12 protein-coding genes and 1 pseudogene are annotated in these 12,054 nt (G+C 67.3%); 9 read left to right on the top strand and 4 right to left on the bottom strand.

Features of this window, described 5'->3' with window-relative positions:
- Positions 1-261 (bottom strand): annotated as a pseudogene (locus tag ACFOYX_RS33830) (RNA polymerase sigma factor SigF); the annotation flags it as partial.
- Between the two features lie 374 nt (positions 262-635).
- Between ACFOYX_RS33830 and ACFOYX_RS33825 the strand changes: the two are divergent.
- On the top strand, positions 636-1,379 hold the full coding sequence (locus tag ACFOYX_RS33825; protein WP_322442906.1) for a hypothetical protein: 744 nt from the start codon (positions 636-638) through the stop codon (positions 1,377-1,379).
- Here ACFOYX_RS33825 and ACFOYX_RS33820 read toward each other — a convergent pair.
- Positions 1,328-2,917: a phospholipase D-like domain-containing protein gene (locus ACFOYX_RS33820; RefSeq protein ID WP_322442936.1), complete on the bottom strand. Its 1,590-nt coding sequence runs from the start codon at positions 2,915-2,917 to the stop codon at positions 1,328-1,330. The two genes, ACFOYX_RS33825 and ACFOYX_RS33820, sit on opposite strands and share 52 nt — an antisense overlap.
- A gap of 132 nt (positions 2,918-3,049) precedes the next feature.
- Between ACFOYX_RS33820 and ACFOYX_RS33815 the strand changes: the two genes are divergently transcribed.
- Entirely contained in the window at positions 3,050-3,178 is a 129-nt protein-coding gene (locus ACFOYX_RS33815) for a hypothetical protein (RefSeq protein ID WP_255543862.1), read from the top strand.
- Between the two features lie 52 nt (positions 3,179-3,230).
- Here the strand turns inward: ACFOYX_RS33815 and ACFOYX_RS33810 are convergent, their stop codons facing one another.
- Entirely contained in the window at positions 3,231-4,217 is a 987-nt protein-coding gene (locus tag ACFOYX_RS33810; RefSeq protein ID WP_322442905.1) for a pirin family protein, read from the bottom strand.
- Positions 4,218-4,227: 10 nt separating this feature from the next.
- Positions 4,228-4,710 (bottom strand): MarR family transcriptional regulator, encoded by a 483-nt coding sequence (locus ACFOYX_RS33805; RefSeq protein WP_322442904.1) that lies wholly within the window; start codon positions 4,708-4,710, stop codon positions 4,228-4,230.
- 97 nt (positions 4,711-4,807) lie between these two features.
- On the opposite strand from ACFOYX_RS33805, the gene ACFOYX_RS33800 reads away from it, so the two are divergent.
- The 7 genes from ACFOYX_RS33800 to ACFOYX_RS33770 all read left to right on the top strand — a co-directional run bounded on the left by ACFOYX_RS33800 (position 4,808) and on the right by ACFOYX_RS33770 (position 11,727).
- The gene (locus ACFOYX_RS33800; protein ID WP_322442903.1) at positions 4,808-5,062 is read left to right on the top strand and encodes a GNAT family protein; all 255 of its coding nucleotides are present in this window, start codon (positions 4,808-4,810) and stop codon (positions 5,060-5,062) included.
- A gap of 24 nt (positions 5,063-5,086) precedes the next feature.
- The gene (locus ACFOYX_RS33795; RefSeq protein ID WP_322442902.1) at positions 5,087-5,683 is read left to right on the top strand and encodes a DUF1684 domain-containing protein; all 597 of its coding nucleotides are present in this window, start codon (positions 5,087-5,089) and stop codon (positions 5,681-5,683) included.
- 56 nt (positions 5,684-5,739) lie between these two features.
- Positions 5,740-7,350 (top strand): recombinase family protein, encoded by a 1,611-nt coding sequence (locus ACFOYX_RS33790; protein ID WP_109805873.1) that lies wholly within the window; start codon positions 5,740-5,742, stop codon positions 7,348-7,350.
- A 795-nt stretch (positions 7,351-8,145) separates the two neighbouring features.
- Positions 8,146-8,475 (top strand): helix-turn-helix domain-containing protein, encoded by a 330-nt coding sequence (locus ACFOYX_RS33785; protein ID WP_109805874.1) that lies wholly within the window; start codon positions 8,146-8,148, stop codon positions 8,473-8,475.
- 879 nt (positions 8,476-9,354) lie between these two features.
- Entirely contained in the window at positions 9,355-9,576 is a 222-nt protein-coding gene (locus tag ACFOYX_RS33780; RefSeq protein WP_146231289.1) for a hypothetical protein, read from the top strand.
- A 520-nt stretch (positions 9,577-10,096) separates the two neighbouring features.
- Positions 10,097-10,267: a hypothetical protein gene (locus ACFOYX_RS33775; RefSeq protein ID WP_161558008.1), complete on the top strand. Its 171-nt coding sequence runs from the start codon at positions 10,097-10,099 to the stop codon at positions 10,265-10,267.
- 272 nt (positions 10,268-10,539) lie between these two features.
- Positions 10,540-11,727 (top strand): phage major capsid protein, encoded by a 1,188-nt coding sequence (locus tag ACFOYX_RS33770; protein ID WP_161558007.1) that lies wholly within the window; start codon positions 10,540-10,542, stop codon positions 11,725-11,727.
- Positions 11,728-12,054 lie beyond the last annotated feature (327 nt).

Raw genomic sequence — 12,054 nt, 5'->3', positions numbered from 1 at the left:
GATCAGGCCGACGGCGGCGGTCTGCGCCAGGTCGTCGGTGGGCTCGCCCCGGCCGCTGTAACGGTGGGCGAGGTGGTTGGCGAGCGGCAGCCAGGCCTCGATCGCCTTGTCGCGCAGCGCGGCACGCGACGGGTGGTTGGCGGGCAGCGCGGCCATCGCGTTGAGCAGATCCGCGGCGCTGTCGGTGAGTGCGCGCGGGTCGAGCTTTTCGGTGGTGGACGGCGGTGTGGTCGCCTGCTCGCTGATCGTTGGCGCGGTCATGGGTGGTCCTCCCTGCACCTCGTCCGCGGATAAGAGACGTGACGCTTTGGTTTAGCTTCAAGTGGGCCGTTCGGGACTCACCTTAGCCTGATCGGCTCTGCTAAATCTAGCCGAAAGTATGATGTGCTTAAGCGATTTTCGGTCATGAAAGCCCTAAAACGGGCAAAGCTCGAGGGGCTTGTGATCACGGTTACCGGGCCGCCTGCCCGACCGGTCGTCGCCGGACGCCCCCCGGGCCGCTGACCGCTTGGCCCATCGCCCGCGCCGACCGTCAAGGAAGAACACGACAAACGGTTCGCATTGTCGGCTATCCGTCGTTGTCCCGTCTGCGGGACCACCCGTAGCGTCCCTGTGTACACGTCTACGGAGGCAACGTGCTGGATCCCGCCGCTCCGCAACTCGTCGTCAACGCCCGGGTGCTGCTCTTCAGCTGGCAGCCGGCGGACCCCGACGCGGTCGCGGCGATCCTCCCGGCCGGGCTGCTGCCCTGCCCGGACCGGCAGGTCTTCCTCTGCCAGTACGTCGTGGACGACGACTGTCAGACCTCCGGCTTCGGGGCCTACTCGCTGACCTACCTGGGGATCTCGTTGGTGGGGATGGACCCGCCGGACGGCGACGGTCCCGGCGGCTGGTGGAGCCACTACTTCGCCTCCAGCCCCCGGGTTCGCGAGTACGCCGCCGCCCGGGGCGTCCCGGCGCAGGCCGGGCAGACCACCGTCGAGGTGCGGGGCGACCGGCTCACGACGGAGACCCGCGCCGACGGGCGGCCCATCATCCGGACCGTGGCCCGGGTCGGCCAGACCAGCCACCTCGTGTGCAGCGGCCACCACCGGTACCTGACCGGGCGGGACGGGGAGCTGACCAGCGCCGACTACCCGTACGTGGCCGAGCCGGTCACCCCGTTCGAGATCGAGTCGGTGGAATTCCTCGCCCCCGAGCACCCGGTCTATCCGCTCCGCCCGGCGAACCCGCTCAACATCTGCTGGGGCTTCTACTCCCCACGGGTGTCGTTCGCGTACCCGGCCAGGCCGAACGCGCTCGACGACCCACCGGCCGCCGAGCCGGTTCACCAGGCGCCGGCCCGCCGGGCCCGCAGCGGCCTGCCGTCCGGGTCGTAGACCAGCCGGTACGCGGGCAGCGCCCAGAACCGGGTGTGCCAGGGCAGCCGCTCCGGCCGGTGCGGGCGCAGCCGGCCCGGCGGGCGGGGACCGACCCGGCCCCCGTCGTGCCAGCGTTGCAGCGCGTCCGCCGCGTCGATGATCGCCCGCACCGCAGCGGCCGGGTCGAGCAGGTCGTGGTCCTCGCCACCGTCCGGGTCCCGGTCCAGGTGCTCCCGCCACAGCCGCAGCCGCAGGTCCCGGGCGAAGACCCGGGCGCCGTCGCCGAGGCCGGCCGGGTCGGTGGGCGCCCGCTCGTCCCGGGTGTCGTCCAGCACGGCGCAGGACAGCTCGCTGTCGTGCGTCCAGGAGCGGCGGTTGAAGTTGTCGCTGCCGACGCTGGCCCAGACGTCGTCGACCACGCAGACCTTGGCGTGCACGTAGATCGGGGTGCCCTCGTGGTTCTCCAGGTCGAAGACGTGCACCCGGTCCGGCGCCGCCTTCTGGCAGAGCGAGAGCGCCTGCTCCCGGCCCACCATGTTCGGCGGCAGCGCGAGCCGGCCGTCCACGTCCGGGTGGCGTGGCACGACGGCGACCAGGTGCAGGTCGGGCTGCTCCCGCAGCGCCGTGGCGAAGAGGTCCGCGACCTCGGTCGACCAGAGGTACTGGTCCTCCAGGTAGATCAGCCGCCGGGCCCGGCGTACCGCCTTGGTGTAGCCGCGGGCCACCGTCCGCTCGCCGTCCGGGGCGAACGAGTACCGCGGTCGTACCGCCGGGTAGGTGCGCAGCACCTGGATCTGGTGCGGTCCGCACGGCGGCGGATCGGCGGGCTGGTCCGGCAGCGGGTCGGGGCTCAGGTCGGAGCCGCGCAGCCGGTCTCGCAGGTAGGCCAGCGGGTTCTCCGAGTCCAGCGGCATCGGGTCGATCCACCGCTCGCGGAAGGTCGTGTCCAGCGCGCCGACCACCGGGCCTCGCACCGCGAGCTGGACGTCGTGCCAGGGCGGGTGGTCGCCGTACCTGGGGGACATGCGGACGGCCTGCGGGTCGCCCCGGTGCGTGGCGTCGTCCCGCCGGCTGTGGCACAGGTCGATCCCGCCCGCGAAGGCGATGTCCCGCTCCGGGTCGTCCGGGTGGCGCAGCACCACGAGCTTCTGGTGGTGTGAGCCGCCGCGCCGGACCCGCTGGTCCAGCAGCACCTCGCCGCCGGCCGCGCAGATCGCCTCGCTGAGGTCGCGGTTCTCCGCCTCGCTGTAGGAGAGCGCGTCGAGGTGGGACCGCCAGATCAGACCCTTGACCACCACGCCGCGCTGGGCGGCCTGCGCGAAGAGCTGCGCCACGGTCGGGCCGTCCGGGCGCATCCGCTGATCCGGGTCGCCCCGCCAGTCGGTGAAGAAGAGATGGTCACCGGCCTTCAGCGCCGCCACCTCGTTGACCAGCCGGTCGAAGTACGCGGCGCCGTGAATCAACGGCTCGGCGAGGTTTCCCGTCGTCCAGACGGGTAACTCAGACCCCGGGTTGGCACGTTCCTGCGCGGTGAGGAACCAGTCCTGCAGCGCCACGTTCCAGCCTCCCGAGGTCGACAACCGTCCTCACGGTAGGACCCCCACGGCGGGTACGCACGCCGGCCGCAGGTCGACGCCCCTCGTGGTGGCCGCCGCACCCCTAGACGCGACAACCCAGGAGGCCCGAGCATGCCCGCCGAGACGACGAACGCCGTGACCGAGTACCGCGAGCCGGCGGTCGAGAGCGAACGCGGCGCGGTGGTGGCGGTCTTGCTGATGGTGATCCTCGGGGTGGCCGGCATCTTCGCGGTGTCCTGACCGCCGGGCGGGCGCCCCGCACGAACCGGGACGCCCACCTCGTACGGGGGGATCAGGGACGCGGGCCCTGGCCGCCGGTGTGCGGCAGGCGCGTCGCCGGGATCACGCCGAGCTTGCCGGCCTGGAAGTCCTCGAACGCCTGGATCAGCTCGTCCCGGGTGTTCATCACGAACGGGCCGTAGTGCGCCACCGGCTCCCGGATGGGCTGGCCGCCCATGATGTAGAGCTCCAGGGCCGGGGTGTTGCCGTCCTGCTTCGCGTCCGCGGTCACCCGCAGCGCGTCGCCGGCGCCGTGCACCGCGAGCTGCCCGGTGTGGATCGGCCGCCGGTCGGTGCCCACGGTGCCGCGGCCGGCCAGCACGTAGACCAGCGCGTTGAAGTCGGGCCGCCAGGGCAGGCTCAGCTCCGCCCCCGGCTGCACCGTCACGTGGGTGATGGTGATCGGGGTGTGGGTGGAGCCCGGCCCGCGGTGCCCGGCGACCTCGCCGGCGATCACCCGGATCAGCGCGCCGCCGTCCGGCGTGGTGAGCAGCGCCGACTCCTTGCCGCGGATGTCCTGGTAGCGCGGCGGGTTCATCTTGGCCGCCTTCGGCAGGTTGACCCAGAGCTGGAGGCCGTGGAACAGGCCGCCGCTCGTCACCAGGTGCTCCGGCGGCGCCTCGATGTGCAGCAGGCCACTGCCGGCCGTCATCCACTGGGTGTCGCCGTCGGTGATGGTGCCGCCGCCGCCCTGCGAGTCCTGGTGGTCCATGATCCCGTCGATCATGTAGGTCACCGTCTCGAAGCCGCGGTGCGGGTGCCACGGCGTGCCCTTCGGCTCGCCCGGCGCGTAGTCCACCTCGCCCATCTGGTCGAGGTGGATGAACGGGTCCAGCTCGGTCAGCGGCACCCCGGCGAAGGCCCGGCGAACCGGGAAGCCCTCGCCCTCGAAGCCGCTCGGCGCGGTGGTGAGCCGGCGGACCGGCCGGAAGCTGGTGGACTCGTCGAGCCGGGGCAGGCGGGGCAGGACGAGGACGTCGTCGACGGTGATGGCGGGCATCGCGGGCTCCTTAGTTGTCGGCCGGGGTGGACGACGCGTCGCGGGCGGCGCGCAGGCGCCGGCCGAGCCGCTCGAAGACCCGGGTGAGGCAGGCGACCTCGGCGTCGTCGAGGTCGTCCATCAGGTGGGTGCGCACCGACGCCAGGTGGTGTGGCGCGGCGTCGCGGAGGGTGAGCAGTCCGGCGGCGGTGAGCACGGCCTCGCTGCCCCGGCGGTCCTCCGGGCACGACTCCTTGGCGACCAGACCGCGCTTCTGCATGGAGGAGATCTGGTACGTCAGCCGGCTGGGGGAGAAGACCAGCCGGCCGGCCAGCTCGCCCATCCGCAGTCGTTGCCCCGGCGCCTCCGAGAGCAGGACCAGCACGTGGTAGTCGGCGAAGCTCAGCTCGCTGTCCGCGCGCAGGTCCTCCTCGAGCTGGGTGAACAACCGCTGGCTCGACTCGATGTACGCGCGCCAGCAGGCCAGCCGCACGGGGTTCAGGCTCTCGGTCACAGCTAGGACGATAGCACTACTTCAAATTTAAACAAGTGCCGTCCGTCACAGGCTGAGCCCGGCCGAGGGGGAGCCTGGCGAGAGTCACCGTTGCAATTTGAACGAAAGCGGCGGAGGGGAGGGGACGGGCACCCGGCCCGGCGGCATCGCCTCGGCGGCCGTCACCGCCCTCACCACCTGGGCGTTCGCCCAGCTCCGGCTGCACCGGGTCGAGCTGTGCCACGCGGTGGCCAACCGGGTCGCCGCCGGGGCCGGCTACCCGGCCGAGGGCATCCTGCGGGAGTCCTACCGGTACGGGGACGGCCGGCGGTACGACGAGCACCCGCACGCCCGGTTGGCCACCGACGGCTGACGCCACCCCGGCTAGGGTCGAGGCGTGGATGACCTCGAACTGCTCGACTGGCGGGAACGGGTGGCCCGGCTGTACCTCTCCGACCTCGACCTGACCGGGTTCCGGGCGGAGCGGGACGAGCTGTTCCGCCGGCACCCGCAGAGCCCGCTGCCCGTCGAGGACCGGGCCGGCTTCACCGGCCTGCGCTACCACCCGCCGAACCCGGACGCCGTGGTGGAGGCGCCGCTGCGCCCCGCCTCGGGCACCGAGAGCATCGACACCGGCGGGCCGGACGGGGTGGTGCGCTACCGGCGGGTCGCCATCGCGGACACGCCGTGGGGGCCGCTGACCCTGTGGTGGATCGAGGCGTACGGCGGCGGGCTGTTCGTGCCGCTGCGCGACAAGACCTGCGGCACCGCGGCGTACGGCGGCGGCCGGTACCTCACCGACACCGTCAAGGGCACCTTCGGCCGGGGGCTGACCGTGCTGCCGGGCGGGCGGGTCCGGCTCGACGCCAACTACCTCTACAACCCCTCGTGCGCAATCAATAGTTCGTACGCCTGCCCGTTGGCTCCGCCGGAAAACCGGGTTGACGTGCCGATCCGGGCCGGTGAGCTGGACTACCCACGGCGGGACGGTTGACGTAGCCCGAGGGTGTCCCGTTGCGTCACCGTTGTTGAACCCCATACGCTGCCGCCATGTCCCTGCATGCGCGCACCGTGGGTGTCGTCCGGCTGTCCCGTCACAGCAACCGGGCGGATGACCCGTCTACGTCCCCGGAGCGGCAGCGGAAGGTCATCCAGGGTGACCCGAGCCTCACGATCATCGGATGGGCTACCGATCTCGGGGTGTCGGCGGCCAAGATTCCGCCGTGGGATCGGCCGGACCTGGGGCAGTGGCTACGCCGGCCGGAAGACTGGGACACCCTGGCGTTCTGGAAGCTTGACCGGCTGGTGCGTTCCGTTGGCGATTTCGCGGAAATGATCAAATGGTCGCAAGGGCAGCCCAACAGCACCGGGCTACCGCCCGTTGATCGGCCGAAAAACCTTGTGAGCATCGCTGACAAAATCGACCTGAGCACCCCCACGGGTAAGGCCATGGCTCAGATTACGGCCGTGTTCGCTGAGCTGGAAGCGGCCATTATCAAGGAGCGTGTAAACGCGGCCCGTACTGAGATGTACGCGGAAAAGCGTTGGCCCGGTGGCAGGTACCCTTTCGGCTACCGGCCCGCCCGGCTGGAAACCGGCGGCTGGAAGTTGGAGATTGACCCGGAGGCTCACGCGATCGTCAACGAGCTTGTTAACCGGGTGATTGCCGGTGAGCCGGCTTTCGCCGTCCAGCTTGATTTGCAGAGTCGGGGGGTGCCGACCCCCAAGGGCGGCAAAACTTGGGGGAACGTCAACGTAAGCCAGATGCTCCGGTCCCGGGCCCTGTTGGGTGAGGCTACTTACAAGGCGATCACGTCCGGGGATGGTGTGCCGATTGACCCGGTGCGCGCTGAGCCGCTGATCACGTTTGAGCAGTGGAACGCGCTACAGGAAGTGCTGTCCCGGGCCGGAAAGCGGGAACGGGTGACCGGGGCCAGCATGCTGCTGGACGTGGCATTCTGTGCTTTCTGCGGTTCCCCGATGTACCGCCGCCACATGGGGGCGAGCACCGTCAAGGGACGTGTCCGCAAGGCTTACATGTATTACGGCTGTGGGGGCCGCTGGTCCCGGCGCGTCCCGGACTGTGAGGCCAAGTCGGCCGTGCGGGGGGACAAGCTGCACCCCATCGTTGAGCGGCTGCTGCTGGCCGAAATCGGCCACCTTGAGATCATGCGAACCATCAAGGTTGCCGGGGTGTCTCACGCGGCGGAGATTCGCGAGCTTGAGACGGCCCTTGATGACCTGTTGGCCCGTAGCACGGGCAAGGGGGAAGCCGTGGCCCGGGTGTACGCCAAGCGGATTGAGGCGGTAGAGGGCAAGCTAGCCGCCCTGGCGGCCATCCCCGAGCGTGCCCCGTCCGTCCGTGAGGTTGGTACCGGGGTCACGTACGCGGACCGTTGGGCGGCTGCCAATGAGCAGGAGCGGCACCAGCTACTCAAGGAAGCCGGCATCCGGGTTGAGGTTGCGGCGAACCAGGGTGGCCCGGTGAGGTTCGGCCTGTTCGACCGGCCGGAGGGTTACGAGGCGGTGGTTGCCCTCACCGTTGAGGATGGCGCGCAAGTGGCGGTGTACCTGCCCCACGACCTGGCGGAGCGTGCCACCGGGCAGGCGGTCCCGATGACGTTGACGACCAGGCCGCTACCGCCTTTCGTAGCCCCGTAGAACGGCCGTAGACGGCCGATAACCCCGGTGGGTACTCAGGTACCCCCGGGGTTCTTTCTTGTCTTAAAGAGGCTTGCAGAGGGCCCGTTTACACGGTGCGACCAGGGGCCCGCGCGGGTGTGTGATCCGGGGTGTTGGGCCGTGGGATGCTGTCTGCCCGGCGGTAAGCCGGGATACGTGACACCCGCGCTTATGCTCGACCAGCACCCCGGCCGGGGCCGTTGCACCAGCCCCCACAATTGACTCACCAGGGCCCCTGTTGGGGCCCGATAAGATGCTCACGTAACCCCGGACACGGGAACCAGCCACGTTGTTTACACGGGCCCATCATTGGGCCCGTTCTTTGTATCTCGGCACGCATGCCGTTTACACGCATTCCGTCTTTGGGAAGGAGTCTGCCCTTATGAACATGGAAAGGTGCATCACTTGGGAGGGCCAAACCATCTGTGCCCCGGAGGGGCTGAGCGTTGAGGAATGGGCTGACGCTGCCTCCGATGATCCGGCCATGAGTGAGGCTGACGTTATCGGCATTTGGGAGATAGCCGGGGCGTTTGCTGCTGCGGGTATTGAATGACGGCCCCAACGTGCCCGCACGGCCTCAAGACGCTTTCCCCGGACGGCGCGGTTTGGACCTGCTCTGACCCCGTGTGGCCGTGCCAGCCCGAGCAGGCGGAGCCCTGTCGCCCTGATCCCCGGGGGAACCTCCACCGGGGCCGCCCCGAGGGTTACGCGGGCAACGGGACCAGGGCGACGCGGGCAGCCACCGGGAAGCCGGGACGGACCATTCCACGGCCCGTGAATGACTACCGGCGGACCATCCGCAACTGCCCGGACGTTACGGGTTCCAACCTCGCCGTTGCCCTGCTGATGGCTGAGTATGCGGATTACGACACGGGGATGCAGTGCTTCCCGTCGCAAAAGAGGATTGCGGCGGAGATTGGGTTTAGGTCCGCCCGGCAGGTACGAACCATCCAACAGTGGCTTGAGGTTGTGGGCTGGTTGCACTTCACCGGGGAACGGGTGGAGTCGGACGGGGACCACCAGGGCAACAAAATCTGGTGGCTAACGATCCCGGAGTGTCCTCACCGCCACGACGGTTCGGCCCTGCCCGTGGTCAAGGATTGACCTACCGGAAGTCCTGTTCCGGTTACCTATCATGGTTTACCCATCAGGGTAAACCAATCAGGGACTACCTATCAGGGTTCTAACTAACGGGCCCCTTAAGGGGGCCCTTTGCCGGGGTGGAGTGAAACGACACCAACGGACTAACAAACCTTCCGCAAACCACCACGGCTAACACTAAGAGAGTGTTTCGCGTTGATCTTGATAAGGAGGTGGAAGCAATCAGCTTCTCCACCTGTACCACCTGCAAGCGGTTAGTTCCGCTTGGGCAATCCCGGTGTGCTGAGCACCCACGTAAGCCGTTCGCTGGTGCCAGCCGCACCAGCACTGACCGCCACGGAAGGTCACACCCTGCGGTGTGGTACAGCACCAAGGCACGCAAGATGAAAGCCGCTTTCCTGGCGGCTAACCCCAAGTGTCATGAGTGCAAGGCACCAGCTACCCACGTTGACCACCGGGTGCCAGTCAGCACCCGCCCTGATCTGCTGATGGAAGTAAGCAACTGGCAACCTCACTGTGCCACCTGCTCCGCCAAGCAAGGCGGCAGGATTGGGGCCCAACGGGCAGCCTCTAGACGGCCTTCTAAGGGCCGATAAGGCAGCACCCTTAGTTCTCGGGGGTACGCCCACGGCCCCATCGGGCCGCACAGGGCATCTCAGGCCGGTTGCGCCCCATGGGGGCGGGGTCAGAACTTTCCCGCAACACTTCTGAATTCCCACTGTCTTAGGCCCGTTTTTGTGCGCGTGACTTCGTGACCATTCCCGGTCACGTTTACATGAAACCGCGGCTTGACCTGCGGAAACGCACGAACCAGCGTGACAAACACCGTGACCATTCCGTGACATTCCCTGTCACGTTTCAGTAAGCAAGGAGGCTTAGAGATTGCACAACTTCAAGAAATGCCGGGCATGCCGTAGCCCCGTCAAGGGCAACCGTTTCTACTGCGATAAGACGGAATGCCAACGGAAGGCTGCTGCCGAACGGAAGGCACGTAGCCGTGCCGGTAAGGATGCCAAGCCTGCCGGCCCGACCGTGGTCGAGCAGGACCAGGGGGACGGGCTGGATGACCTTGAGCGATTCCTTGCCGAATGGGGGGACAAGTGACCACGGTTAAGGATTATCGCTGGTGCTCGATTCACAGGGTCGGGCACGCGTTGGACGGGGACGATTGCACGGACTGGCTTGAGGCTCTGAGGGTCCGTGAGGCTGTTCTAGAGCAGCGTCGGCAGGAGTGGCGACGGTCCAGGAACCGGAACCAGCGGTACCGGGATTGCATCGTCTGCACCCGGAAGTTTGACGGCGGGCAGGCTAAGCGGGGACGGCCTCAAGAAATCTGCTCCACGGCGTGCCAAGACATCCGGGATAACGACCTTCGGAAGCTGCGGCACGCGGGTATCAAAACCCGCCGGAAGCGGGCTGCTCACGGTTTGCGTACGCGGGGTGCTCTGCGGGCTACCCCTGAGTTGCTGGACTTCCTGGCAGCTTTCCCGGATGGCTGGTCGTATGAGGGACCACGCGCCGAATAAAACGTAATAAGTGGGAAGAACCACGGTTTGGGAAACGAGGGGGTCCGGCTACGGCCGGGCCCCCTTTTTGTTTGCCCTTAAGAAGGGAGTGATTACACATGGAAAACCTTGTTACCGCGTTCCGTGAGCTTGACGCTGACGACCTGGACGTTATGGCGGATGAGTTTTACCAGCGGACTGAGAAGTGCCTTGACGCTGGCAAGTCTGCTTGGGCCCGGGTCTACGCGCTGATCGCGTGTGCCGCGATTGACGCGCTGGACGGCAAGTGAACGCTGACCGTTCCTCATGGGAAGTGACGTGCGCGTACTGCTTTAAGCCGTTTAGCAAGCGGGATTGGGCCCCGTACGTACGCGGCGGCGTTTGCTCGGTTACGTGTGCGAACCGTAGCGGCCGGGGTGTGTTCCTGGAATGGGACCCGAACCACAAGCCCAAGGGCAAGCGCAACAACTGAATAGACAATTCAACCAACAACTGAATAAGCAACTCAGACCTTTAGCCGTCCCATTCGGGGGCGGCTTTTTTGTTGATTGGAGAATCTGTTTTGACTGCCCTGGATAATGTTGCCCTGCACGCCAAGCGCGCGAAGCTGGTTAACAACCTGATTCAGATTGCCGATAACCCGGCCCTGTCGGTTGAGGCGCGTAACGCCGCGATTGACACCCTGGCCCCGGCTGACGCTGAGCAGCGTACCGAGGTTGCGCCGGCCACCGTTGAGACGCGCGCTGCCGTTGAGGCTGAGCAGCGTTCCGCGATTGCCGCTAACCCGGTTGGCCTGCCCGGTGCCCGTACCGAGGTGCGCGCTGGTGACCTGCTCTCCGCTGAGGTGCGGGCCCTGACTGGCGCGTCGGGCATGGGTGCGGTGTTCACCCCGGCCGAGCAGGCCGGGTATGTGCTCGATTTCCTGGCTAAGTCCAGCGTCATCATCCGGTCTGGCGTCAACGTCATTCGGACCAGCGGGGACAGCATCGTTATCCCGCACATGACCAGCGACGGCACCGCCGGTGCTATCGCCGAGGCTGGCACCATTCCACTGTCGGACCCGAACGCGGAGGCTCTTACCGCCGTTCCGCGTAAGTTTGCCCAGGGCACCCGGGTTCCGAATGAGATTCTGGCGGACAGCAAGCCGGCCGCCCTGGACCAGCTTTCCCGGAGCCTTATCCGTTCGGTTGGTCTGGCCTACGACCTTTCCGCGTTTGAGGGTAACGGCACCGCGCCGGCCCTCCGTGGCCTCAAGAGCGTTGCCGGTATCGGCACCTTCCCGGTTGTCGCTAACGGTGCCGTTCTTAGCAACCTCGACCCGATCGCGGACGCCCTGGGCCTGCTGGCGGAGGCCAACGCTGACGACGAAAGCGCGGTTATCGTTATGCCGCCGCGTACCTGGCGCGCCATCCTGAAGCTTAAGGAGGCGTCTGGTTCTAACAAGTCGCTGATTCAGGACAGCGCCGGCAGCGCGTCTAACGGCGTTTCCCGGTCGCTGTTTGGTCGGCCGGTGTTCCTGTCCGGCAACCTGGCCCTCAACGAGGTTGAGGGCACCTCGGGTGCCGTGTGTAACAGCATTTACGTCTACGTGCCTTCCGAGGTTTACGCCGTGGTCCGTGAGGACGCGGTATTTGATGTCAACCCGTATGTCTACGGCGCGACTGACGAAACCCTCGTTACCGCGAAGATGCGCGCTGACATTCTGGTGCCCAACCCGGCGGCTGTTGTCCGCGTTACGGGCGTCAAGTAATCAACCCGCGTAGTGGCCCGGCCCCTTTTGGGGTCGGGCCCTCTTTGCGTAAGGAGGTGACCCATTGGGTTTCTGGGATCGAATGATGGAACGTCGGGCGGCACCAGCCCCGACCAGCGGAATTGCTGAGGCTTTCGCAAACGTACCTACGTGGGCCGGGGCCAACGTCAGCCAGGATTCCGCACTTTCCCTGTCTGCCGTTTACACCTGTGTTTCGTTGATTGCTGACGCCGTGGCAGCTCTGCCCGTTGACGCCGTGCGGACCATTGACGTGATCTCAACAAGAATCCGGTAGGTATCGGTATTCGAAATGGGTGAGGTGGAGAG

Source organism: Micromonospora sp. GCM10011541 (genome assembly GCF_042650725.1).
In the GTDB taxonomy this organism is placed as follows: Bacteria; Actinomycetota; Actinomycetes; order Mycobacteriales; family Micromonosporaceae; genus Micromonospora; species Micromonospora sicca.
This window is presented reverse-complemented; position numbering and strand designations above follow the sequence as displayed.